The organism is Streptomyces sp. NPDC017529, assembly GCF_044329785.1.
Taxonomy (GTDB): domain Bacteria; phylum Actinomycetota; class Actinomycetes; order Streptomycetales; family Streptomycetaceae; genus Streptomyces.
The window spans coordinates 100,683-125,387 of sequence record NZ_JBIRJY010000010.1 but is presented as its reverse complement, the minus strand read 5'-3'; the positions used below and the strand labels follow the sequence as shown (position 1 = coordinate 125,387).

Here is a 24,705-nt window from a genome sequence, read left to right as displayed (position 1 = left end):
GTACCCGGTCACGCCGGGAGTGCGCTCCCAGCGCAGCGTCGTGCCGTCCAGGCGGACGCCGTGCGGTGCCTCCGGCGGCGTGGTGTCGCCGGACGTCGCGTCGTACGCGGTGAACCCGCCCAGCCGGTGTACGCCGACGACGCGGACGTAGCGCAGCGGGGCGCCGCCCAGGGGCAGCGTCACCTTGCCCTCGCGGGCCCGGACGTCGGACAGTTCGACGAAGTCACGGCCGTTGGCGGAGCCCTGTACCTGGACCTGCCGGGCCTCGCCGGGCAGCTCGAACTCGACCCGGTCCAGGCGGCGGGTGGCGCCGAGGTCGGTGGTGGTGCTTCCGCCGGCCGCCTCGCCGGCCGTCCCGGTGCCCGGCGCGGTCCCGGCGGAGGCCGTCTGCCAGCCGGTCAGCATCAATCCGGTGCCGAGCACGGCGGCCAGTACGGGCCGCCAGGCTCTTCTGCGTGGTGTGGTGCGCTGAGTGGTGCCTTCTGTGATGCCCATGACTTTCCCTTCTGTGGGGAGGTGCGGCGGCCGTGCGCGGGTCAGGTCCGCAGCCAGGCCGCCGTGTCCTGCGGCAGCGTGCCCTCTGGCGTCAGGGGGCCGCTCGCCAGCAGAAGTCCGGAGTGCGGGGGAAGCGTCACGTCCGCCGAACCGAGGTTGACCACGCACAGCACGCTGCCGCCGTCCGGCGCGTCGCGCGCGAAGCAGAGCACCTGCGACGCATCCGTACGCAGCCAGCGCAGCGGGCCCGCGTCCCGGAAGGAGCGGCGCAGCCGCAGCGCGGTCCGGTACAGCGCCAGCATCGAGTCCGGGTCGCCGGCCTGCCGTTCGGCCGCGTACCGCGTCCAGTCCGCCGGGCGCGGCAGCCAGCTCGGGCCGTCGCCGTCGGCACGCCAGGGCAGCGGCACCCGGCAGCCGTCCCGGCCCGGGTCCACGCCGCCGGAGCGGGCGTGCATCGGGTCCTGGACCAGCTCATGCGGGATCTGTGCCTCCGGCAGGCCCAGCTCCTCGCCCTGGTAGAGGTAGACGGAGCCGGGCAGGGCCAGGGTGAGCAGCGCGGCGGCACGCGCCCTGCGGGTGCCCAGTGCGAGGTCGGTGGGGACTCCGAAGCGCTTGCGCTCGAAGGCGAAGCCGGTGTCCTCGGCCCGCCCGTAGCGGGTGACCGTGCGGGTGACGTCGTGGTTGGCCAGCACCCAGGTGGCGGGGGCGCCCACGGGAGCGTGCGCGGCCAGCGTGAGGTCGATGGACGCGCGCAGCTCGGCCGCGTCCCAGGGGCGGGTCAGGAAGTCGAAGTTGAAGGCGGTGTGCAGCTCGTCGGGGCGCAGGTAGCGGGCGAAGCGTTCGGGGTCGGGCAGCCAGATCTCCCCGATCAGCACGGCTCCGTACTCCTCGGCCAGCCGCCGCCAGGAGCGGTAGATGCCGTGCAGCTCCGGCCGGTCGTGGAAGGGGTGGGGGCCACCGTCGCCGGGCATGTCGGGCAGTCCGCAGGCCTTGGCGAGCAGCGCGGCGGAGTCGATCCGTACGCCCGCCGCGCCGCGCTCGAACCAGAACCGCAGCACGTCCTCGTGCTCCTGGCGCACCTTCGGGTGGCTCCAGTCGAGGTCCGGCTGACCGGGAGTGAACAGGTGCAGGTACCACTGGCCGTCTTCCGTACGCGACCAGGGAACGCCGCCGAACTCGCTCACCCAGTCGTTCGGCGGTCCGGGCGAGGGCGGCCGGAAGTGGAACAGCTCCCGCTCCGGCGATCCGGGGCCGGCGGCGAGCGCCGCCTTGAACCACGGGTGCTGGTCCGAGACGTGGTTCGGCACGATGTCCACGATGGCGCGCAGGCCCAGTGCGCGCGCCTCGGCGAGGAGTTCCTCCGCTTCGGCGAGGGTGCCGAAGGCCGGGTCGACAGTGCGGTAGTCGGCGACGTCGTAGCCGCCGTCGGCGAGCGGCGAGAGGTACCAGGGGCTGAACCACAGGGCGTCCACGCCGAGTTCGGCCAGATACGGCAGCCGGGCGCGTACCCCCGCCAGGTCGCCGGTGCCGTCGCCGTTCCCGTCGGCGAAGGAGCGGACGTACACCTGGTAGATGGCGGCACTGCGCCACCAGTCCGTGCGGGACAAAGGAGGAGTCCTTTCGTACGAGGGGCACGCGGTGTACGGGGCCACGGCGGTCAGCCCTTGAGGCTGCCCGCTGCCAGGCCGGCGACGATCTGCCGCTGGAAGACCAGGAACAGCGCGATCAGCGGCAGTGAGGCCAGGACCAGGCCCGCCACCAGGCTGTTGAGCGGGGTGTCCTGGGCGACGCGCTGGAGGAAGACGCTCAGCGGCTGTCCGGCCGGGTCCGGCAGCACCAGCAGCGGCCAGAGGAAGTCCTTCCACGCGGCGACGACCGTCAGGACCGACACCACGGCGAGGATCGGCCGGGACAGCGGCAGCACGATCCGCCACATCGTGCCGAGCGGTCCGGCACCGTCGATCCGGGCGGCGTCCAGCAGCTCGTCGGGCACGCGGTCGAAGAAGTTCTTGAGGATGTAGATGTTGAAGGCGTTGGCGGCGGCGGGCAGCCAGACCGCGCTCGGGCTGTCGATCAGGTTGCGGTGGAACAGCGGGACGTCGGCGACCGTGAGATAGACGGGCACCAGCAGCGCGGTGGCGGGCATCATCAGGGTGACCAGCATCAGCCCCAGCATCACGTTCCCGAACCGGGGCCGCAGCTTGGACAGCGCGTACGCGGCCGGAACCTGCACCGCGAGCTGGATCAGCCAGGCACCGCCCGCCAGCAGCACCGTGTTGAGGAAGTAGCGGGTCAGGTCCATCTCGCGCCAGGCACGCGTGTAGTTCTCCGGGTGCCATTCCGCCGGGACGTACGTGGGCGGGTTCCGCGCCAGTTCGGCCGAGGACTTCATCGCGCCCGTCGCGGCCCAGTACAGCGGCACCAGGAAGGCGGCGGTGAACAGCGCCAGCGCCACGGCCAACACCGACCAGTAGACCAGCTTGCCCCTGCGGGCCCGCAGTACGGCGGGTCGGACCAGCGTCCGGGCCGACGCGGTCATCGGTCCTCCTCGGCGCCGCGGGTGACGCGCAGGTAGAGGGCGGAGAACGCGGCGAGGACGAGGAGGAGCAGCAGGCTGAGCGCGCTCGCGGTGCCGAAGTCGTTGTAGACGAAGGCGTAGCGGTAGACCAGGAACATCACGGTGACCGTGGAGTCGTCGGGCCCGCCGCCGGTCATCACGTACGGCTCGGTGAACACCTGCATCGTCGCGACGATCTGGAGCAGCAGGAGGACCAGCAGCACGAACCGGGTCTGCGGAACGGTGACATGGCGCAGTCGCTGCCACAGGTTGGCGCCGTCCAGCTCCGCCGCTTCGTACAGCTCGCCGGGGATGGTCTGGAGCGCCGCGAGGTAGATCAGTGTGGCGGTGCCCATGTTGGCCCAGGTGGAGACGATCACCAGGGAGACCAGCGAGGTCGAAGAGGAGTCGAGCCAGGCCGAGGTCGGCAGATGGAGGGTGCGCAGGATCTCGTTGAGCAGTCCTGGTCCCGGGTCGTAGAACCACTTCCACATCAGCGCCACGACCACCGGCGGCAGCATGACCGGGAGATACACCAGGACGCGGAAGTACGCGCGGGCGTGCCGGAACTCGTTCAGCAGCACCGCGGTCAGGAACGGCACGAGGAAGCCCAGCACCAGCGCGTACGCGGTGAACAGCGCGGTGTTGCGCCATGCCGTGGCCAGCAGGGGATCGCTGAACAGCCTCTCGAAGTTGGCCAGGCCCGCCCAGGTGTTGCCGGTGGCGAAGTTGACGTGCTGGAAACCCAGGACGACGGTGCGGACGATCGGCCACCACGAGAAGAGCGCGAAGATCACCACGGCGGCGCACAGGAACCCGTACGCGGTCAGGTGCTCGCGCACGGAACGGCGGAGGCGGGCGGCGCGCCGCTCCCGCTCCGAGGCGGTGGCCGGCGGCGGGGACAGCGGTTTCTCCAGCGGGGGTGCGGTGGCCATCAGAGCGCGCCGTAGATCTGGTTGACCTTCTTCTCGGCGGTGGCGAGAAGGGCGTCGATGTCGGCGCCCTCGTCGGTGAGGACCGCCTGCATCGCGTTGTCGAGCGCGGCGTAGACCTGCTGTGCCTCCGGGGGCTCGGTCACGCCGGTGACGTGGGGTGCGGCGTCCATGAAGGGCTGGTAGTTGCCGACGGGGACGTTGGCGTACGTGCGCTTGGCCTTCTCCACCCGGTCGCGGACCGAGCCCTTCCAGATGTCGGGGGTGGGTGGCATGGGCAGCCCGACGGGCAGCTTCGCGGCGAGGTTGTCCTGGATGTTCCGCTCGACGAGGTCCGGGTTCAGGTACTTCCACTGGAGCCACTTGATCCCGGCCTTGATCTTCTCCGGCGAGGCCTTGGGGTTGATCATGTACCCTTCGCCGCCGATCAGGGTCGACTTGGCGTCGGGGATGGGCGCGAGGCCGTAGTCCCGGTACCTGCCGCCGAACTGCTTGGCGATCACGGCGATGTTGTCGGCGGCGGAGACGTACATCCCGAGTTTGCCGCTGCCCATCATCCGCTGGACGTCCTCGGCCTGGAGCAGCTGTTTGCTGCCCATCGAGTCGTCCTTCCAGCGCATGTCGTACAGGTCCTGGAGGGTGGCCTTGCCCGCCGCGGAGTTGAACGCGGCCTTCCACCTCCCGTCCTGCTCGGTGGCCAGCCGGCCGCCGCGCGAGTACAGCTCGGCGGTGAAGTGCCAGCCGCCCTGGTTGTTCTTGGAGAAGTCGGCGTAGCCGGTGGTGTTGTCGCCCAGCTCCGCTACCCGCTTCGCCGCGGCGCGCACGTCCGCCCACGTCCGCGGCGGCTTGTCCGGGTCGAGTCCGGCCTTCGCGAACAGCGCGCGGTTGTAGAGCAGGCCCATCGAGTAGTTGGCGGTCGGCAGGCCGTACTGGCGCCCCCGCTCGTCCTGGAAGACCTTCATCAGCGCGTCCTGGACGTCGCCGCGGTGCGGCATGTCCTTGACGTGGTCGGTGAGGTCGGCCGCCTGGTGCTTCGCGATCAGGCCGCGGGTGTCGGTGAAGTAGACGTAGAAGACGTCCTCCAGCCTGCCGCCCGCCAGCTTGGCGTTGAAGGTCTTCGGGTCCATGAAGCCTTCGTGCGGGACGATGTCGATGCCGGGGTTCGCCTTCTCGAACTGCTTCACGTGCTTGTCGAAGAGCTCGCGCTCGAACGCCTGCGTAGTGGGCGGCTGCCCGTTGACGGCGAGCCGCACCTTGCCGCCCGGCGCGCCGTCGGTGCCGTCGCTGCTGGTGCCGCAGGCGGTGAGCGCGGTCAGGGACACGGCGGTGGCACAGGCGAGCGCGAGGGTACGGCTTCTCGTGGAGGACATCGGTGAACCCCTCTGGGCGTGAGCGATGCGGCGAGCGGTGGCGACACTCAAGCACCGGCGTCAGAAGAGCGCAATATCCGATGTGCTAGCTGCAAAAGATTGACAACAGGAAGTCAGCTTTGTTGGCGGTCACTTGACGGGGTGCCAAGCGAGCGGCGCGCCGCACGCGCGGGGACGGGGCCCGTGGACCCCCGTACGACGAGTTCCGGCTCGAACATGATCTCGTCGCGGACCACTTCCCTGCCGTCGATCTGCGCCGTCAGCAGCTGCACCGCGGCGCGGCCCAGCGCGTCGATCGGCTGGCGAACGGTGGACAGCGGCGGCTCCGTGACGGTCATCAGCGGCGAGTCGTCGTACCCCACCACCGACACGTCCTGCGGGACCCGCAGCCCGCGCCTGCGCGCGGCCCGCACCGCACCCAGCGCGATGATGTCGCTGGCGCAGACGATGCCGGTGACCCCGGCGTCCAGCAGCCGGGCGGCCGCCGCGTGGCCGCCCTCCATCGAGTACATCCCGCGCACCACACGCTCCGCCGGCAGCTCGGCGCCCGAAGTGCGGGCCGCGGCCTGCCCGGCGGCCAGCTTGCGCCGCGAGGGAATGTGGTCGGACGGGCCGAGCGCCAGGCCGATCCGCTCGTGCCCCAGCGAGGTGAGATGGCGCCACGCCTGCTCCACCGCGACCGCGTCGTCGGTGGAGACGCAGGGGAAGTCCAGGCCCGGGATCGGCGCGTTGACCAGCACGACCGGCAGGTTCCTGGCGTGCAGCAGGCGGTAGTGGTCGTGCGGCGCGTCCGCCTGCGCGTACAGGCCGCCGGCGAACACCACGCCGGAGACCTGCTGTTGGAGCAGGAGATCCACGTAGTCGGTCTCCTGGATGCCGCCCGGCGTCTGGGCGCAGAGCACCGGGGTCAGCCCGCGCTGGGCGAGCGCGCCGCCGACGACCTCGGCGAAGGCGGGGAAGATGGGGTTCGACAGCTCGGGCAGCACCAGCCCGACGAGTTTGCCGCGCTCCCCGCGCAGCTGCGTCGGCCGCTCGTAGCCGAGCACGTCCAACGCCGTGAGCACCGCTTGCCGGGTGGCCTCCGAGACGCCGGGCTTGCCGTTCAGCACCCGGCTGACCGTCGCCTCGGAGACGCCCACCTTCTTCGCCACCTGCGCAAGTCGTCGCGTCATATACGCGACGATAGCGCAAGCGTTGCAAGCCGTTTGCGTCATGCGTGGGGCAGCGGCCGGGGACGGATCAGCGGACGAACTTCCAGGTGACGTTCGGGACCATGTCGGTGCCCGCGGGCACCAGCTTGCGGAACGCCGCCTGACTGAGGTCTATGTGGGTCGAGGCGCAGGAGGGGCACTTGTCCCTGACCGGCACGGTGATGGTCTTGCCGTTGTACGTGACCTGCACCTTGACGCCGGCACAGAGCGGGTCGTTGTTCGGGTTGGGCGAAGTCCACCAGGCGGCGGAGACGGCGACCAGGTCCTGCGAGGTGGCGTCGATGAGGGTGCCGCAGGCGCCGTAGCCCCGGTCGTTGTAGTAGGTCATCTTGCCGTTCATGGTCTGGCCGATGGGCACGGCCTGGGCCGTGCCCGCGCCGAGGGCGATACCGGTGACGGCTGTCACGCCGCAGATCACCGTCTTCCAGCGTAAGGATGTGCGCATGGTTTCTCCTCATCCGAGTTCATCCGGGACGTTCCGGGGGGCTTTCTCGGGCAGGGCGGCTGCCGGAACGGCGGCAGCAACCACTTGGAGCTCTCCCGGCACATGGATTTCACGGACCGCGGCTGCCCCACAACCCTCTATGGGCACAGGTGTCCGGAAACACGGGCATATTCGGTGAGATTGGCCCGGAACGCTCGGATGACGGATGCCGGCCCCGGCGGGGCCTCGATGGAGCCGTCCGTAACGGTGCGGGGTACGGCCGTGCCGCTCGGCCACGGCCGTACCCCGCACCGATCGCCCGCTACTTCTTCGCCGCGTCCTCCGTCAACAGGGCCCACAGTTCCTGGCGGTTGAAGAGTTCGGCGAACTCCTTGCGCCCCTGGATGCCGAGCTTGCGGTAGGCACTGGTCAGGTGGATCTCCACGGTGCGCCGTGTGATGAAGAGGGAGTCGGCGATCGCGCCGTTGCTCCGCCCGCGTACGGCATCGGCGAGAACCTGGCGCTCTCGCGTCGTCAGGGACAGCAGCCCGGTCACCGCCCGCCCGCCCCGATGGCGCCCCAGGGCGCGCAGTTGCTCGCGGGCCTGCGCCTCGACCGCCGCCGCGCCGCACCGGCTCGCGAGCGCGTACGCCTGCGCCAGTGACTCCTGCGCGGCGATCCGGTCACCGGACCTGCGGAACAGCGTGCCCAGCGTCAGCTCGGCGCGGGCCAGCGCCAGGATGTCCGGGGTCTCCTTCAGGGTCCGCACCCCCTCGCGCGCCAGTTCGAGGCCCGTCTCGCCGCCGATGACCATGCCGGCGGTGCGCAGGGCGTCCCCTCGCGCACGGGCCGTGGCCTTGCCCCGTACCGACTCCAGGTCCTCCTGCGCCATGTGCGTCGCTTCCTTGCGCCGGCCGAGCTGGTGCAGCGCCTCGGCGGCCAGCCGGCGCCACGCCCCGAACTCGACGTTGAGCAGGCCGAGCGACACCGACCGGTCCCCGCACTCCCGGAGATCCTCCAGCGCGCTGCCGAGGTCTCCGGACGCCATGCGCGCCCGAGCGCGCTGCCGCAGCATCGACTGCGTGGCCCAGGTCGTCGGCATGTCTCCGCAGCAGCCGCTCTCATTGAGCACCGTACGGGCGGCGGCCAGCTCGCCCTGGTCCACCAGTACGCCGACCAGCGCGGCACTCGCCCATACGGCGGAGGGGTTCGCGCGCCACACTCCGTAGCGCGCGAAGGTCGCCAGACACTTGCGCAACAGGCTTTCGGCCTCGCGCAGTTGCCCGCGTATCTGCGCGATCTCCGCCAGGACCGGCAGGAGCGCGGCCACCTGGAGCTGACGCCCTTCCCTCCTCGCCACGGCGATCCCGTGGCGGCAGCACTCCGAGGCGAGGTCGAGTTCGCCCTCGTACACCAGCATCATCGTGCCGGCGGACAAGGGCGCCACGTTCGGGAGTTCGTACAGGTCCGGGTCGCGCAGCGACTGTTTGACCATCTCCAGTGCCGCATCTCGGTCCTGGCCCGCCGCGTGGGCGCACGCCGCCTTCAAGACGCCGGCCGCGCTGCGCAACACGCCTTCCTGGGGGTCGGCCGCGAGGTACCGCTCGGCAAGTTGGCGCGCTTCCCCGGTGGACAGCTCGAACAAGGCGTTCAGTATGCGGTACAGCTGTGTATCGGCGGTGTAGTGCGGCTGCGAGACGGCGACCGACTCGACTGCCTCGGCCAGCTTGCGCTGGGCCTGGGGGTGCGAGGCGAAGAAGAAGGAGGCGTCCGCGAGCCGGGCCAAGAGGTGCGGGCGCTCCTCGGCGGCCACGCCCCGGCGGGCCATGTCGCATAGCTGGTCGATGGCGGCGGAGGGGTCGGTGAGCAGCTGTACGTCCGCGAGCTGGGTGGCGGCCCGCTGCCAGTCCTCTCCCCGTGCGTCCTGGACGGCCCGTCGCAGGTATCTCACCGCCTCGGCGGGCTCCTGGCGCGACAGGGCGAAACGCGCCGCCGACCGCAGCGTGTCCACCGCCCAGGAGGCCGTCAGCGGGACGGTCGCCGCCATCAGGTGCCCGGCTATCTGGTCCGCCGGGGCGTCGCCGCGGTGCATGTGCTCCGCCGCCTGGAGGTGAGCGGTGTTCTTGGCGACCGCGGAGGTCTGCTCGCAGATCGCCGCCGCCACGACGGGGTGGCGGAACGCCATCTGCGCGCCGTCGCGGAACAACCGCATGCGCACCAGGACATCGGCCGCTTCGGACACTTCCGCGCAGTCCAGGCCGGCCAGCTGCGCGACGATCGTGGAATCGACGCCGTTGCCCAGTACGGCGACCATGCGGGCCAGGGCCGACGCCGGCCCGGAAACCCGGGCGAGCCGTGCCAGTACGTGGTCGGCGACGCCTCGCGGGCCGATCCCGGCGATCTCCCGTGCGGTGATCTTCCCCCGCTCCGGCAGGCATCGCGCGAGGACCCGCAGGAACAGCGGGTTGCCGTCGGTCGCCTCGCGGCAGGCCGCGGCGAGGCCGTCGTCACACGGCCGGCCGGTCAGGGACGCCACCAGTTCCGCCGTGCCCGGCAGGTCGAGGCCGCCGAGGTGGATACGGCCGCGGGCGCCCGACCGCAGCCCTTCCAGCGCGGCGGGCGCCTGCACCGGTTCGCCGTCCGCCAGCGTCATCACGATGACCAGGCTGCCTTTTCCATCACATTGGCTCAGCAAATAGGAGAAACAGTCCAATGAATATGCGTCGGCCGAACCGATGTCGTCGATCGTGATGAGCAACGGGGCCGCCGCGGTGAGGGCCCGGGTCGCCGCCTGGAGCCCGGCGAGCACCTCGCCCAGCACCGACTGCGGGTCCGCGGCATGGGCCTTGCGGCACGACAGGGCTTCCGCGGCGCGGCGCAGGGATTCCGTGGCCGGCTCTTGGACGGCGAGCAATTCACCGTACTGCGCGAGGAGTTTCCGGGCGGCGGCGAACGGCACACCTCCCTCCACCGGTGTGCACTTGAGTTCCACGGCCGAGTGGCCGAGCGTCCGGGCCTCTTCGCGCAGGATACGCAGGAGCGCGGTCTTGCCCGCGCCGGTCTCGCCGTGCACGACCCAGTGCCCGCACCTTCCGGCGCCACTGTCGGCCAAGGTCTGGCGTAAGGCCCGCATTTCGGGGCGACGGGCGACGATCGCCGAGTCGTACCCGCGCAACGCGTCGTTCGCTGACGAAGTATCCACACTCATGCGCCTGCTTCCTCCCTGCACTTACCGTGAGCGGTCGAGCGTCCTGCCGATGGGAGCGGTAGGTCGGGCGGACGAAGGTGCGTACGCAACGGACAGCGATTCATTGGGGCCTCCGCGTGAGAGAGCTGAGCATGAGCGTGGGGCGTCGTGGTCACGGAGGGGGTCTCGCCGAGCGGAAGGACAGCGGCCACCGGCCGGCGCGCCCCACACTTTCTTGCATTAGCCATCCATCGCGGTGATGTGGCGTCAGGTCGCCGCCCCGGCTCCCTGCGATGCACCATTCACGGAATGCAAAGATGGTCGCAGAGGGACAGGACGCCGCCGGCGCGGTGCGACGAGATGCCGGACGCTCCTCGCCGACCGGCCTGGCGACGACGGTATGCAGGCGATAATAGTGCGGAAACGCGCCATTGAGGGCAGCGGCGGTGCCCCCGCTTCGGTACGCCGGCACGGCCTGGCCCAGGCGTGGAGACCCACGGCCTTGTTCACACCGGCGAACGACGGACGGCCCGTGAGCGCGGAGGTCGGACGGTGCCGGGGACGGGCACCGCAGGAGCCGCACGTCCGGAGCCGGCGGGACCGTACGCGGTGGTGGGCGAAGCCGGGTCGGCGCGGGGTCCGGGAAAGGGCGGAACCGGTCGCCGGCGGGCAGGGGGACGGAGCTGTAACTGATCACTGGAGTGCTGCTCCCGAGGGGGGTGATGGTGGCCCGGCGGTACGATCGCCGATCGCGCGTCGACCGGGTGAGCGGCCGGCCGGGCAGTACGGTGCGGCACCACAGCCTCGGTGCGGCACCGCGCAGGCACCTCCACCGCACCGGAGGTCCGCGCCGCCGTCCGGGCCGCCGTCCGGGCCGGGTGACCGGGAACGGCGTGCGCCCGCGCTACGCCGAGCGGCTTCGCATGCGCCTCGGGGCGAAGGCGCGGCGATCCGTCACGCGTCGGTTTACCCAGGATTCACGGCAAACATCCGCCGCCGGGCACTCGACCCACCGTCGTTTTTCTTTCGGGCCGACCCGCATTTCCTTCGGTACCGACCGAGATGGTTTCGCCGCGTGCCCAGAGGAGCATCGGCAACCGATCATCGTTCGCCGGTTCGGCAGGAGCCCGCAGTGTCGACGTATCACGGAACAGCGTCCCGGCCGCCGTAGAGCGTGTCCGCACGCCGGAGCGGGGCATCGGTACCGGTCGTGCGGGCGGCACAGCGGGTCGTTTCGAAGACAGCTTCGGGCAGGAGGAGAGGAGTCGTCCGGGACGGCCGGGCGCGTCACCCGCACGCGATGACGCACACGACGTAAAAGAATCGGCAGGCATACGGACAACCCGGCGGTTGAGGCATTGTGCTTCAACCGCCTTTTGACGTCCGGGAGTCGGGCAAAGCCGCTCTCCGCCATGTGCCGGGGTGCGCGGACAACCTTTCGGTGGGGACCGAGATGTCCTTGCTTTTCGCAGCGTCGAAGATGAACGCCAACCCGGTTCCCGGCCGCAGCGGATTTCACTCTGCGGCCGGGAATCGGTACACCATTCGCCTTCCCTTTACCCGAAGGACAACTCCGTGGGATTCCGTATCAGCAAAGAGTTCCACTTCTCCGCCAGTCACCGTCTGGACCATCTCGACGAAGGCCACCCGTGTTCCCGTATGCACGGGCACAACTACGTCGTCGAACTGGAACTGTCCGCTGCCGACGACGCCCTGACCAAGGCCGGTTTCGTACGCGACTACGGGGAGCTGGCGGTCTTCAAGCAGTGGCTCGACACCGAGGTCGACCACCGTCATCTCAACGACGTCGTCGCCGGCCTGAACCCGTCCGCCGAGAACCTGGCGCAGTGGATCCACGAGAAGTGGCGCACCGAGCTTCCCGAACTGACCGCGGTCCGGGTCTCGGAGACCGACAAGACGTGGGCGGAGTACCGGGCATGACCACCCGGCCCCCCGAGGCCGGGGAAGGGGGTGACGCCGCGGTGGGTCCGAAGCTCGTGGTGAACGAGATCTTCGGCCCTACCTAGCACCGTTCAGGGAGAAGGCCCGTCCGCCGGGCGGCGGTGCGCGTTCCTGCGGCTCGGCGGCTGCAACCTCTCGTGCCGCTGGTGTGACACCCCGTACACCTGGGACTGGTCGGGCATCGGCGACTCCGGGGTCGCGTACGCGCCCAAGGACGAGTTGCACCCGATGCCCTGGCGGGAGGTGCTGGACCGGTTGCTGGCGTACGAGGTCGACCTCGTCGTCATCTCCGGCGGCGAACCGCTCAGCCAGCAGAAGCGCCTGCTGCCCCTGGTGCGCGGGCTCCGCGCCCGCGGCAGCGACGTGGAGATCGAGACCAACGGCACGATCGCGCCCGCCGACGACCTGGTCGCCTGCGGAGTGCGCTTCAACGTCTCCCCCAAGCTGTCCCACTCCGGGGACCCCGAGGACCGGCGGATCGTACCCGGGGCGCTGCGGGCGCTGGCCGCGGTCCCCGGCACCGCTTTCAAATACGTCTGCCGCAGCGATGAGGACCTCGAAGAGGTCGCGTCCATCGTGGACCGCTGCGGCGCCCGACCGGTCTGGATCATGCCCGAGGGCCAGACCTCCGAAGACAACCACCGGCATCTCGCGATGCTCGGCGATCACGTCGTAGCGCGCGGATGGAACCTCACCACACGCCTTCATGTGGCCGTGTGGGGCGACAGGAGAGCCATATGACGCTGAGCAGCGCGGAAACTCCCACGCTGGAGATACCGCAGGAGCCCGCTGAAGCCGGCAAGGACCCCTTGGAGACGCTGGCGCGACAGCTCCTCACCGAGATCGGCGAGGACCCGGAGCGCTCCGGCCTCCAGGACACGCCGGCCCGCTTCGCGCGGTGGTGGCGGGAGTTCACGCAGTACGACGCGGGCCAGGTCGAGACCGTCTTCCCGCTGCACACCGTCGGGCAGCTGGTCACGGTCTCCGACATCAACGTGTGGTCGCTGTGCGAGCACCACCTCCTCCCGTTCTCGTGCTCGCTGACGATCGCCTACCGGCCCGCCGCCCACGTGCTGGGGCTCTCGAAGTTCGCCCGCATCGCACACCGCCACGCGCACCGGCTGCAGATCCAGGAGCGCCTCGTCCACGACATCGCCGCCGAGATCTCGGCCGTGACCGGGTCCCCCGACGTGGCCGTGATCGGCAAGGGCGAGCACCTGTGCATGACCATGCGGGGCATCCGCACACCGGCGCTCATGACCTCCTCGGCGTTCACCGGGATCTTCGAGGACTTCGGGCCCGCCCGCGACGAAGTCGTCGGCCTGGCCGGCGCGTACCGCAGCTGACCCCGCGTGGCCTCCCGGCCCGCCCCGTTCGCCTGCCCCGGCAGGCTCGCAGAAGAAAGGTGAAAGCGTTGCGTGAGATCCCCACCGGGCTCGGACTCGACGACGTCCTCCTCGTCCCCCGGCGCACCTCGGTCACCAGCCGCTCGCACACCGACGTCGGCACCGAATTCGTCCCGGGCCTGCGCCTGGCCGTGCCCATCGTGTCCGCCAACACCCCTTGGTGCACCGGCGCGCGGATGGCCACCGCCATGGCCCTGGCCGGCGGGCTCGGTGTCGTCCACCGGATGCAGACCGCGCAGGACCAGGCGGCCGAGGTGGCCGCCGTGAAGAAGGAGCAGCCGGAGGGCTCCCGCACGCCGGGCGCCACGGTCGACGAGCGGGGGCGGCTCCGCGCCGCGGCCGCCGTCGGTGTGACGGACGACTACCTCGACCGCGCGGCCCTCCTCGTCGAGGCCGGGGCCGACGCCCTGGTCGTCGACGTGGCGCACGGCCACGCCGACTACGTCCTCAAGGCCGTGGACCAGCTGAAGTCCCGCTGGCCCGGCGTGCCCGTCGTGGGCGGCAACGTCGCGACCCCCGAAGGCACCAAGGACCTGATCGACGCCGGCGCCGACGCCGTGAAGGTGGGCATCGGCCCCGGCGGCATCTGTACCACGCGTCTGGTGGCCGGCAGCGGCATGCCGCAGTTCACCGCCGTGCTCCAGTGCGCGGAGGAAGCCGCGGGGCACGGCGTGCCGGTCATCGCGGACGGTGGCATCAAGGAACCGGGCGACGTGGCGAAGGTGCTGGCGGCCGGTGCCAGGACGGCGATGCTGGGCAGCGCGCTCGCCGGTGCCGAGGAGAGCGCCGCCCTGCTGGTGGAGCACGGCGGCCGGCCCGCGAAGGTGAGCACCGGGTTCGTGACGTTCGGCATGCGGCTCACCCTCAAGCGGGCCCGCGGCGAAGCGGTGACCAAGGAGGAACTGGCGCAGTACACGCCCGAGGGCGTGGAGGCGACGTGGCCCTTCACCGGGCCGGTCGCCGACACGGTGAACCGTTTCGTCGGCGGGTTGCGCTCCGGCATGAGCTATTCGGGCGCGCACACCCTCGCCGAGTTCCGCGAGCGCGCCAGTTTCGTCCGTGTCACGCCCGCCGGCCTGGCCGAGAACCACCCGCACGCCCTCGGGCGCGCCCGGCAGGTTCCGCTCGACTACGCCTCGGAGGCGGTGTGACGACCCCGATCGACACCGGCCGGTACGGCAGCCCGCAGATGCGCGCGCTCTTCACCGACCGGGCGCGTTACGAGGCGTTCGTCCGCGTGGAGGGCGCGCTCGCGAAGGCACAGGGCAGCCTGGGCGTCATCCCGCGGGAATCGGCCGAGGTCATCGCCGAGCGCGCCCGCACCCACCGCTGTTCCGTCGAGCGCATCGCCGAGCTGGAGGAGACCAGCCGGCACGAGCTGTTCGCCGCCGTACACGAATTCGCCGAGTCCTGCGGCACCCACGGCGCGTGGGTCCACTACGGAGCGACCAGCAGCGACATCCTCGACACCGCGCTCGCCCTGCAACTCTCCGAGGCCATAGCGCTGCTGGAGGAGAACCTGCGCGACCTCCTCACCGCGCTGATGGCCCGTATCGACGCGGCCGGCGACCACGTCATGATCGGCCGCACCCACGGCCAGCAGGCGCAGCCGGTGACGCTGGGATTCAAGCTCGCCATCGTGCTCGACCGCTTCGTCCGCTGCCTGGAACGCCTCACCCAGGCGAAGGAGCGGATCGTCATGGGCAAGATCGCGGGGGCGGTGGGCTCGCTCGCCGGAATCGGCGCCCGCGGACCCGAGGTGCAGCGGGCGGCCCTGCGCGAGCTCGGCCTTCCGGAGCCGGCCGTCTGCGCCCAGGCCGTGGCCCGGGACCGGATCGCCGAGTTCTTCTGCTGGGCGGGGCTGACCGCCGCCTGCCTGGAGGATCTGGCGACCGAGATACGCAATCTGCAGCGCACGGAGATCGGCGAGGTCGCCGAGCCGTTCGCCGAGGGCGGCCAGATCGGCAGTTCCGCCATGCCGCACAAGCGCAACCCCGTCCGCAGTGAGCGCGTCTGCAGCCTGGCCCGGCTGGTGCGTTCGCTCGTCGGGCCCGCGCTGGAGAACGTGACCAGCTGGCACGAGCGGGACCTCGCCAATTCCGCCAACGAACGGTTCACCCTGCCCGAGGCGTGCGTCCTGCTGGACGAGATGCTGACCACCACCACGTTCGTGATCGACGGCCTGCGGGTCTTCCCCGACCGTATGCGCCACAACCTGACGCACTCGCGCAACGAGCACCTCAGCGAGGCGGTGCTCCTGCTCCTCGTCCAGCGCGGCATGGACCGCCTGGAGGCGTACCGCCTGCTCCAGGAGGCTTCCGGCCGGACAGAGGAGGAGAGCGTGGACATGGTCGACGCTCTCCTGGCCCATCCGCGCCTCGCCGGCCGGCTCGACCGGGAAGAGGTCCGCCGGCTGGCCGCCGCGGGAGCCGACGTCGGGCACTGCCGGAACCTGGCCGCCGAGGCCGTCAAGCGCGCCGAACGCATCGTCCAAGGAGGATGACATGCCCTGCACCATCATCGTGGGCGGCCAGTGGGGCGACGAGGCCAAGGGCAAGATGGCCAGCTACCTGGCGCTCAAGGACGGCGCGGACCTCGCGGTACGCGCCGGGCTCGGCCCGGGGGCCGGGCACACCATCGTGCACGGCGGCCGGACACACAAACTGCGCCAGATCCCGAGCGCCGTGGTCAACGAGCGGACGCGGCTGCTGCTGGGCGCCGGTGTGCTCGTCAACCCGGCCGTACTGCTGCGGGAGATCGAAGAGCTGGAGGTCGCCGGCCGTATCGGCGTCGACTACCGCGCGACCGTCATCGACCCCGGTCACGTCGAGGCCGAAGGGCGCGACCGCAACCTCACCGAAACGGTCCGCAGCACCGGCAGCGGGCACGGCCCCGCGCTCGCGGCGCGAGCGCTGCGCAACGCGCGCCGGGCCGAGGACGTCCCCGAACTGGCCCCCTACCTGGCGGACGCCGCGGCGGAGGCCAACGAAGCGGTGGACGCGGGCGCGCAGGTCCAGGTGGAGGGGACGAACGGGTTCGGCCTGTCGGTCCTGTACGGGACCTACCCCCACACGGTCGGCAAGGACAGCACGGCGAGCACGGTGGCCGCCGACGCGGGCCTGGGCCCGCTGGCCGTGGACGACGTCGTCCTGGTCTTCCGGGTCTACCCGACCCGCGTCGGCGCCGGCGCCTTCCCGACGGAACTGCCCGAGCGGGAGGCGGAACGCATCGGAGTCGAATACGGCACGGTGACCGGACGGCGCCGGCGGATGGGCCGCTTCGACCTGGACCAGGCCCGGGAAGCCATCCGCATCAACCGTCCCTCCCGCATCGCCGTCAGCTTCCTCGACTACGCGGCCCCGGAGGTACGCGGGCTGCGGGAGGGCCCGCTGCCCGCGGGGGCGGCGACCGACTTCATCGACGGGATCGAGCGTGAACTCGGCATACAGGTCGAGCTGATCGGCACCGGCCCCGGCACGGACGAGGTCATCGACCTCAGGTCCCCCTCCCCCACCGGAGGCGCGGCCTTCCTCCAACGCACAAGGAGCAACGCATGACCGTCGGCTCACCCCTGTGGAAGCGGCAGCACCTCCTGACCATCAGCTGGTCGACACTCGGTACGCTGTTGGCGCGCCTCGCCGAGGAGATCCGCTCCTCGGGCCCCCTGCCGGACACCGTCGTCGGCATCACCCGCGGCGGTCTCACCCCCGCGGTCGCCCTCGCACACCGGTTGAACGTCCCGGAGTTCAGAATCCTGGGCATTCCCCGGAACTCCTCCAACAACCGCTACAGCGAACGCGGTGCGGCGTCGCTGGAGTACGTCGTCCCGGACTCCCCGCTGACCGGGAAACGCGTACTGATCGTCGACGACATCATGGGCGACGGCGGCACGATGGAGACCGCGGTCCGCACGGTCCGTGCGATGGGTGCCGCCGAGGTCCGCACCGCGGTCCTGGTGCGCAACCAGAACTGCCCCAGCCGGCCGGACCACCAGGCGGCCGAGGTCGACGACTGGACGGTCTTCCCCTGGGAGGCGCCGCCCGGCCCCGCGGAGTCGACGGTGCCGTTGGAGGCGGCTCCGTGACGGTGCCCGGCGCGTCCGGGGCACGGGTCTCCGCTGCCCCGGCGCATCCCTCCCGCACGACCGTCGTCTTCGACCGCGACGGCACCCTGCTCGACTTCGCCGACATGTTCCACCGCTTCGTCGTCGACCTGCACGACGCCCAGGGGGTGACCCCGCCGTCCAGGGAGACGATCCTCGCGTACGAGTACTGGCAGTCGATCACCAGCGGGCGGCTGCGCATCGGTGACACCGTCGTCCTCGACCACGTGGACGACGTGGTGCACCGCTACATGCCGTACGGCTGCCTCTTTCCCGGCACCGCGGACGCGGTACGCGACCTGGGCGCGGCCGGTGTCCGCATGGTGCTGGTGAGCAGTTGGGTCGGCACCGGCGCGACCGAGAAGCTCCTCGAACGCCATGCGCTCCGCGACCTGTTCGGGGCGGTCTTCACCCGTGACGACCTGGCGGCCGGCGCGGCCGGTGTCACGGACGCGGACTGCAAGACCGTCCTCGCCCGCCGGGCCCTGGAAACGGTGGGCCACCAGCCGGGTGACGCCCTCTACATGGTCGGGGACACCCCCGCGGACGTCGCCTCCGCGAGGACTCTCGGCGCCCGGGCGATCGGAGTGCGCACCGGAAACGGCGGTCGGCTGCTCTCGGCAGCGGACGCCGGCCCGGACCACCTCGCCGCCTGCGCGGCGGAGGCCGCGGCCGTCATTCTGGGCGAAATCCGTACGGCACCACGCGGATAGGCGGCACGACCGAAGGCCGGTGCGGCACAGCACCGGCCTTCGGTATGCCCTGGGTATCCTTTTGCGGCTTACGGAGCCGCGAACTCGGTGACGTCGTCGATGTACTCCGTCGGGTCGGGCACCTCCGCGTTGCGGAACGCCTCACGGCGTTCGTAACACGTACCGCAGGTACCGCAGTGACGGTCTCCGCCGCGATAGCACGACCAGCTCTCCCCCAAAGGGGCCCCGATCCGGTTTCCGTACACGGCGATGTCCGTCTTGCTCCAGGTGATGAACGGTGTTTCCACGTGCGGTGTGGGGAACCCCTCGTTCGCGACCTGTACGAGGTGGTCCAGCGCCTTGACGAAGGCCGGCCGGCAGTCGGGATAGATGAAGTGGTCGCCGGCGTGCATACCGAGGGCCACCACACCGGCCCGCCGCGCGACCGCCGCTCCCACCGCCACATTGGCGAGGATGGCGTTGCGGTTCGGGACGACCGTCGTGCGCATCGTCTCCTCGGCGTAGTGCCCCGAGGGAACGCTGACCTTGCTGTCGGTCAGCGCGGAGCCCTCCAGCAGGACGCCGATGCCGCTGAGGTCCACCACGTGGTGTTCCGCGCCGTAGTGTTCGGCTATCTTCCGGGCCGCGTCGATCTCCCGGTGGTGGCGCTGGCCGTAGTCGACCGTCACCGCGGTGAGCCGGTAGTGCAGCATGGCGTAGTGGGCGAGCAGCGTCGTGGAGTCCATGCCTCCCGACAGCACGACGACGGCACTGAACGGGTCCGGCTTCGTCGACGTTTCGGACAAGGCGCACCTCCGGGTGTCGGGACAACAGCGCGCCTGGGAACCGGCCGCCGTCTTCGGTCGACACCCAGCGTTCCGGTACCGCCCGCTCCGTGCCTCACGGTGGCGTCCGAGAATTCGGCCTTCGGACCGAAAGGGTGCGGCGTCCTGCGTCACCCGCGGCCGGGTGACGCAGGACGCCGGAACACGGAGACCGCCGGGGTCAGGCCACCGGGGCCGGGTAGGTCGGGTACTCCACCCCGGAGACGTGCTGCACGACGCGGATGACCTGGCAGGAGTAGCCGAACTCGTTGTCGTACCAGAGGTAGAGGATCGCGTTGTCGCCGTCGACCTTGGTGGCGCCCGCGTCGACGATCGAGGCGTGGCGCGAGCCGATGAAGTCGTTCGAGACCGCGTCGGGCGCGCTGGTGAAGTCGATCTGGCGCTTGAGCGGCGAGGTCAGCGACACGTTGCGGAGGTAGTCGAGGACCTCTTCGCGGGTGGCCTCGCGCCCGAGCCGCAGGCTCAGGATCGCGATCGAGACGTCCGGTACGGGAACGCGGATCGAGCTGCCGGTGATGGGCGCCTTCAGGTCGGGCAGCGCCTTGGCGACGGCGGAGGCCGCGCCGGTCTCGGTGATGACCATGTTGAGCGGCGCCGAGCGGCCGCGGCGGTCCGCCTTGTGGTAGTTGTCCAGCAGGTTCTGGTCGTTGGTGAACGAGTGGACGGTCTCCACGTGGCCGCGCAGCACGCCGTACTCGTCCGCCATGGCCTTCAGCGGCGGCACGATCGCGTTGGTGGTGCACGAAGCGCAGGACAGGATCTGCTCGTCCGGCTTGATCGTCTCGTGGTTGACGCCGTGCACGATGTTGGGGACGTCACCCTTGCCCGGCGCGGTCAGGACGACCTTGTCGATGCCGGGGCGCAGGTGCTTGGACAGGCCCTCGCGGTCGCGCCACTTGCCGGTGTTGTCGATGAGGATGGCGTCCTTGATGCCGTACGCCGTGTAGTCGACCTCGGAGGGGTCGTTGGCGTAGATCACCTTGATCTCGTTGCCGTTGGCGACGATCGTGCTGCTCGCCTCGTCGACCGTGATCGTGCCCTGGAACTGGCCGTGGATGGAGTCGCGGCGCAGCAGCGAGGCGCGCTTGACGATGTCCTGGTCGCCGCCCTGCCGGACGACGACGGCGCGCAGGCGCAGGCCGTTGCCGGAACCGGCCTTCTCGATGAGCAGGCGGGCGACGAGGCGGCCGATGCGCCCGAAGCCGTAGAGGACGACATCGCGCCCCTCGCGGCACTCGATCTTGTTGTCGCCCATGGCGCCGGCGACGGCCTCGGCGGTGAACTCCGCCACGGTCAGGCCGCGGTCGTCGCTCTTGTACGTCGCGGCCAGCATGCCGATGTCGATCTGAGAGGGGCCGAGGTCCAGCGCGGCAAGGGCCTGCAGGAACGGCAGCGTCTCGGTGACCGAGAGCTCCTCGCCGGCGATCTGCCGGGCGAATCGGTGGGTCTTGAGGATGCTGACCACCGACTTGTTCACCAGGGAGCGGCTGTGCAGCAGGACCGTGACGTCCCGCTCGCGGTGCAGCTTCCCGATGATCGGGATCATCGACTCCGCGATCTCCTCGCGGTTCTTCCAGTTTGTGAACGAGTCCTCGTTGACAGTCACAGTTCCACTTTCGAGCTAGGCGGTGCTCAGATGCTAACCCGCCGACATTTTGATCGTTCAAACGGTGTCGGTCGACCGGGCGGTCGCGACCGTGCCCACGCCGAGAGCGCGGTGCGAAATGCCCGTATACGCGGCGAAATGCGCACCAGTTTGCTTGTGTGGCGGCCTCCCTCGTCGCGGCCGAAGCCAGCGCTCGGCGGCCTCCCGGCTCACCACGCCGCCGAGAGACCTCCTCCTGTTTGCGGACGATCAAGGCGGGTAACCAGCTCCCGGAGGTACGGACCATGAGCTGCGCCGACGCGACCCCGTGTTCTTACCCGCCCCCGCCATGGCACCTGCGCGGGCACCTGTGGGGCGGCCTCTTCGCCGCGGAATCGTCCCCGGCCCCGCCTCCCGACCTCTCCCCCGTGCTCCCCCGCTCCCTGGTCGTCCTCCTCATCAGGTATCGCGAGGGCACCCTCGTCTACGACGAGTTGCTGGTCGGCACGCTCGCACGCCGTGGCCTGCGGGCCGGGGTGCACGTCCACCGGATCTGGGTGGACGACGAGCAGTCGATGTGGGGCGGCCGGCGCATCTGGGGCGTGCCCAAGGAGTTGGCCGGCTTCCAGTGGGACGGCCCGCGGGTCCGCGTCACCGACGGCGAAGGGCTCGTCGCCACCCTCGGCGTGACGTCCAAGGGACCGTCGCTCCCCCGCCTCCCCTTGCCCTTGGCCGCCTTCGGCTCCCGCGACGGAACCCGGACGTTCATCACCGCACGGTTCAGCGCCCGCCCGTCGGCCGGCTCCCTGCATGCCTACGAGTGGTCGGCCGGGCTGCCCGCGCTCCGCCGGCCCGACGCCCCGCTCGGTCTCGCCGCGGCGTCGTTCGACATCCGCATGCCCGCACCGGCGCTGCTGCCGCGCCGCTCACCGCGCCCTGGCCAGCAGAGCCCGCACGTCGGCGACTTCCGGTGAACCCAATTGCTCGTGGATCGCCAGGGCCTCTTCCCAGCAGGCACGGGCCCGGTCGGCGTGCCGGGTACGCCGCAGGGCGCGTCCGAGGACGATGAGGGCATTGGCGCGGACCCAGGTGCTGCCGGTGCCGCGCGAGGTCGCGAGGGCCTGTTCGGCAAGGCCGGCGGCCTGCGTCGGCCGGCCGGCGGCGAGATGGATCTCCGCCATGCGCCAGTAGGTCATCGCCTCCCACAGGCGGTACCGGCTGTGCCGGAAGATGCGCAGTACCTGGTCCAGCTGCTCCAACGCGTCCTCGCGGCGGTCGGCCTGGGCCAGTGCCAGCGCGAGGTTGTACTTCCCGCTGGCCAGCCGCAGCGTCGCCCCCATGGCCTGGTACATGGCCAGGGCCTGCTCCGCCAGGTGCACCGCCTCTTGGACGCGTCCCACATCCAGGTAGAGGCGGGACAGGTTCGCGAGGACGCTCGCGGTGCTGTTCCGGTTGCCGTAGCGGCGGAAGGCGTCGAGCGCCTGGGTCAGGTACGCCTCCGCCTCTTCGTGGCGGCGTTGCACGCTCGCGAGGATGCCGCTCTCGTTGAGGGCGTGGGCGGAGAGCACCGGGTCCGCACAGCGGAGCCGGAGCACCAGGGCGGCCTGCGCCGACTGCTCCGCCTCCTTGATACGGCCGGCCAGGAGGTGGAGGTGCGCCATGGGGCAGTGCAGCCGGCCCTCGGCGCGTGCGTCGTCCGCCTGCTGGGCCGCGGCCACCAGGTGGGCGTTCACCTCCACGTACTGCCGGTCGTCCGCGCCGGATTCGGCCAGGTCCTTGGCGACCAGCAGGAGGTCGGCCGCGCGGCGCAGCCCCGGGCCGTGGGCCGCGGCCCTGGCGCACGCCAGCAAGTTCCTGGCCTCGTTGAACAACCAGGTCAGCGCGGCGTCGTTGCTGTCGAAGACCAGTCCGGGCCACCGCGTGGGTTCGAGGTGGTCGAGCACGGGGTCGCCGGGCCGCTCGATCACGTACACCTGCGCGGTCGTCGCCAGGTAGAAGTCGAGTAATCGCGACAGCGCCGCTTCCCGCTGCGCCGGGTCCTCGTCGCGTTCGGCACAGGAGCGCGCGTACAGGCGTACGAGGTCGTGGCAGCGGTAGCGGTCCGGGGCGGCCGACTCCAGCAACGAGGCGTCCACCAGGGACTCCAGCAGCTCCGCGGCCTCCGCCGGGTCCAGGCCGAGCAGGGCCGCCGCGGCGGGGAGAGAGATGTCCGGGCCGCCGGGCAGGCCCAGCAGGCGGAAGGCGCGGGCCTGGCGAGGCGAGAGCTGCCCGTACCCCCATTCGAACGTGGCCGTGATCGCGAGGTCGCCCGCCCGCAGCTCGCGCAGCCGGTTCCGTTCGTCGGCCAGCTTGCGTGCCAGGTCGGCGACGCTCCAGGCGCGGCGTGCGGCCAGGCGGGAGGCGGCGATGCGGATGGCCAGCGGCAGGTAGCCGCACGAGGCCACCACGTCCGGGGCGGCCTCGTGCTCCACGCCCGCGATGCAGGAGAACAGGGCCAGCGCCTCCTGGGGGTCCATGACGTCCAGGTCGACCAGGTGCGCGCCTTCCAGGCCGGTCATCCGGGTACGGCTGCTGATCAGGGCGGCGCAGCCTCTGGCACCCGGCAGCAGGGGCCTGACCTGCCCGGCGTCGCGGGCGTTGTCCAGCAGGACCAGGACGCGGCGGCCGTCGAGGGCGGACCGGTAGAGCGCGGCGCGTTCCGTCACGCCGCGGGGCAGCGCCGCGTCGGGGGTGCCCAGCGCGCGCAGGAACGCGCCGAGGACGGCTTCGGGGTCGGCCGGGCCGGGGCCGGCTCCCTGGAGGTCCACGTACAGCTGGCCGTCGGGGAAATGCGACCGGACGCCGTGCGCGACGTGAATGGCGAGTGCGGTCTTTCCGACGCCGCCGATTCCCGAGATGGCGGCCACCACCATCGGCTGCCCCTCCGCCGCGGCGAGTTGTTCGCGCAATTCCTTGGCCGCGAACGACTGGCCCGTGAAGTCGCGGATGTCGGCCGGCAGTTGCGCGGGCCGCACCGATATGACGCCCGGGCCGTGCGCCGCTTCCCGCCCGCCGCTGCGCGGCGCGGCCAGTGCGGGGTCGGCCCTGAGTATCTTCTGGTGCAGTTCGGAGAGTTCCGCGCCGGGGTCGGTGCCGAGTTCGTCGGCGAGCAGCCGCCGGGTGTCCGCGTAGGCGGCCAGCGCCTCGGCCTGGCGTCCGCTGCGGTAGAGCGCGAGCATCAACAGTTCCCGCAGCCGTTCGCGCAGCGGGTGCGCCGCGACCAGGGTGGTCAGTTCGGCGACGGCCTCCGCGTGGTGGCCGGTCTCCAGGTCGAGGCCGAGGCGGGCTTCCAGGAGGGTGAGGTAGCGCTCTTCGAGGCGGGTGCGCTGGACCGCGCAGTACGGGCCGGGCACGCCGGCCATCGTCTCGCCGGTCCACAGGTCCAGCGCCTCGCTCAGCAGCGCGCGGGCGCGGTCGGTGTGGCCGGAGCCGCGGGCCTGTTCCGCCTCGGCCGCGAGCCGTTCGGCGACATCGAGGTCGAGTGACCCCGCGCCGGCCAGGAGCGCGTAGCCACGGGACTCGCTCACCAGTATGCCCGCGTCCGGGCCGAGGGCCTTGCGCAGCCGGAACGCGTATGTGCGGAGCGCGGCCACCGCGGTGGCCGGCGGGTCCTCGCCCCACAGGGCGTCGACCAGCTCCGGCGCGGACGCGACCCGCCCGCCCCTGAGCAGCAGCACGGCGAGCAGCGCACGCTGCTGCGGTGAACCGGCGTCGAGCCGCTCACCACCCCGCCACAGCCCCACCGGCCCGAGCACGGTGAACCGGAGCCGCCGCCCGTCACCCACCCCTTCAGCCATGACACCCCTGTCTTCACATAGTGCCCCCACCTGCCATCCTCCCTTGCCCGGGGCCCGTTCGTCAGCACGGTGCAAGCCTCGCGGGCCGGGGTACGGCCGGT

At 71.3% G+C, this 24,705-nt stretch carries 19 protein-coding genes; 9 read left to right on the top strand and 10 right to left on the bottom strand.

What is annotated here, in order from left to right:
- Positions 1–536: 536 nt before the first annotated feature.
- The 7 genes from ACH4K4_RS24860 to ACH4K4_RS24830 form a co-directional block, all read right to left on the bottom strand.
- Entirely contained in the window at positions 537–2,102 is a 1,566-nt protein-coding gene (locus ACH4K4_RS24860; protein ID WP_398170157.1) for a glycoside hydrolase family 13 protein, read from the bottom strand.
- Positions 2,103–2,152: 50 nt separating this feature from the next.
- On the bottom strand, positions 2,153–3,034 hold the full coding sequence (locus ACH4K4_RS24855; protein WP_398170155.1) for a carbohydrate ABC transporter permease: 882 nt from the start codon (positions 3,032–3,034) through the stop codon (positions 2,153–2,155).
- Positions 3,031–3,987: a carbohydrate ABC transporter permease gene (locus tag ACH4K4_RS24850; RefSeq protein ID WP_398170154.1), complete on the bottom strand. Its 957-nt coding sequence runs from the start codon at positions 3,985–3,987 to the stop codon at positions 3,031–3,033. The genes ACH4K4_RS24855 and ACH4K4_RS24850 overlap by 4 nt, the downstream gene beginning before the upstream one ends.
- The gene (locus ACH4K4_RS24845; RefSeq protein WP_398170152.1) at positions 3,987–5,354 is read right to left on the bottom strand and encodes an ABC transporter substrate-binding protein; all 1,368 of its coding nucleotides are present in this window, start codon (positions 5,352–5,354) and stop codon (positions 3,987–3,989) included. The genes ACH4K4_RS24850 and ACH4K4_RS24845 overlap by 1 nt, the downstream gene beginning before the upstream one ends.
- A gap of 113 nt (positions 5,355–5,467) precedes the next feature.
- Positions 5,468–6,526 carry a LacI family DNA-binding transcriptional regulator gene (locus ACH4K4_RS24840; protein ID WP_398170151.1) on the bottom strand — a complete coding sequence of 353 codons (1,059 nt, stop codon included), beginning with the start codon at positions 6,524–6,526 and terminating at the stop codon, positions 5,468–5,470.
- 67 nt (positions 6,527–6,593) lie between these two features.
- On the bottom strand, positions 6,594–7,010 hold the full coding sequence (locus tag ACH4K4_RS24835) for a cysteine/serine endopeptidase inhibitor (RefSeq protein WP_398170150.1): 417 nt from the start codon (positions 7,008–7,010) through the stop codon (positions 6,594–6,596).
- A 301-nt stretch (positions 7,011–7,311) separates the two neighbouring features.
- Positions 7,312–10,197: an ATP-binding protein gene (locus tag ACH4K4_RS24830; RefSeq protein WP_398170148.1), complete on the bottom strand. Its 2,886-nt coding sequence runs from the start codon at positions 10,195–10,197 to the stop codon at positions 7,312–7,314.
- A 1,554-nt stretch (positions 10,198–11,751) separates the two neighbouring features.
- Here ACH4K4_RS24830 and ACH4K4_RS24825 point away from each other — a divergent pair.
- The 8 genes from ACH4K4_RS24825 to ACH4K4_RS24790 all read left to right on the top strand — a co-directional run bounded on the left by ACH4K4_RS24825 (position 11,752) and on the right by ACH4K4_RS24790 (position 18,359).
- Positions 11,752–12,117: a 6-pyruvoyl trahydropterin synthase family protein gene (locus tag ACH4K4_RS24825; protein WP_398170147.1), complete on the top strand. Its 366-nt coding sequence runs from the start codon at positions 11,752–11,754 to the stop codon at positions 12,115–12,117.
- A gap of 132 nt (positions 12,118–12,249) precedes the next feature.
- Entirely contained in the window at positions 12,250–12,879 is a 630-nt protein-coding gene (locus tag ACH4K4_RS24820) for a 7-carboxy-7-deazaguanine synthase QueE (protein ID WP_398170327.1), read from the top strand.
- Positions 12,876–13,484: a GTP cyclohydrolase I gene (gene folE, locus ACH4K4_RS24815; RefSeq protein ID WP_398170146.1), complete on the top strand. Its 609-nt coding sequence runs from the start codon at positions 12,876–12,878 to the stop codon at positions 13,482–13,484. The genes ACH4K4_RS24820 and folE overlap by 4 nt, the downstream gene beginning before the upstream one ends.
- Positions 13,485–13,552: 68 nt before the next feature.
- Positions 13,553–14,695 (top strand): IMP dehydrogenase, encoded by a 1,143-nt coding sequence (locus tag ACH4K4_RS24810; RefSeq protein ID WP_398170145.1) that lies wholly within the window; start codon positions 13,553–13,555, stop codon positions 14,693–14,695.
- A complete protein-coding gene (purB, locus tag ACH4K4_RS24805; RefSeq protein ID WP_398170144.1) occupies positions 14,692–16,047 on the top strand; it encodes an adenylosuccinate lyase in 1,356 nt (451 codons plus the stop codon). The genes ACH4K4_RS24810 and purB overlap by 4 nt, the downstream gene beginning before the upstream one ends.
- Position 16,048: 1 nt before the next feature.
- Positions 16,049–17,101: an adenylosuccinate synthetase gene (locus ACH4K4_RS24800; protein WP_398170143.1), complete on the top strand. Its 1,053-nt coding sequence runs from the start codon at positions 16,049–16,051 to the stop codon at positions 17,099–17,101.
- Positions 17,098–17,628 (top strand): phosphoribosyltransferase, encoded by a 531-nt coding sequence (locus ACH4K4_RS24795; RefSeq protein ID WP_398170142.1) that lies wholly within the window; start codon positions 17,098–17,100, stop codon positions 17,626–17,628. Before ACH4K4_RS24800 ends, ACH4K4_RS24795 begins: the two co-directional genes overlap by 4 nt.
- The gene (locus ACH4K4_RS24790; RefSeq protein WP_398170140.1) at positions 17,625–18,359 is read left to right on the top strand and encodes an HAD family hydrolase; all 735 of its coding nucleotides are present in this window, start codon (positions 17,625–17,627) and stop codon (positions 18,357–18,359) included. Before ACH4K4_RS24795 ends, ACH4K4_RS24790 begins: the two co-directional genes overlap by 4 nt.
- A gap of 68 nt (positions 18,360–18,427) precedes the next feature.
- Here ACH4K4_RS24790 and queC read toward each other — a convergent pair whose 3' ends face one another.
- Both queC and ACH4K4_RS24780 read right to left on the bottom strand, forming a co-directional pair.
- Positions 18,428–19,144, bottom strand: coding sequence for a 7-cyano-7-deazaguanine synthase QueC (gene queC / locus ACH4K4_RS24785; protein ID WP_398028490.1), 717 nt, complete (start codon positions 19,142–19,144; stop codon positions 18,428–18,430).
- Between the two features lie 199 nt (positions 19,145–19,343).
- Positions 19,344–20,789, bottom strand: a complete 1,446-nt coding sequence (locus ACH4K4_RS24780; RefSeq protein ID WP_398170139.1) for a glyceraldehyde-3-phosphate dehydrogenase — start codon at positions 20,787–20,789, stop codon at positions 19,344–19,346.
- Positions 20,790–21,073: 284 nt separating this feature from the next.
- Here ACH4K4_RS24780 and ACH4K4_RS24775 point away from each other — a divergent pair, with 284 nt between their 5' ends.
- Positions 21,074–21,742: an acetoacetate decarboxylase family protein gene (locus ACH4K4_RS24775; RefSeq protein WP_398170137.1), complete on the top strand. Its 669-nt coding sequence runs from the start codon at positions 21,074–21,076 to the stop codon at positions 21,740–21,742.
- On the opposite strand, the gene ACH4K4_RS24770 is transcribed toward ACH4K4_RS24775, so the two are convergent.
- Positions 21,695–24,604 (bottom strand): BTAD domain-containing putative transcriptional regulator, encoded by a 2,910-nt coding sequence (locus ACH4K4_RS24770; RefSeq protein WP_398170135.1) that lies wholly within the window; start codon positions 24,602–24,604, stop codon positions 21,695–21,697. The two genes, ACH4K4_RS24775 and ACH4K4_RS24770, sit on opposite strands and share 48 nt — an antisense overlap.
- Positions 24,605–24,705 lie beyond the last annotated feature (101 nt).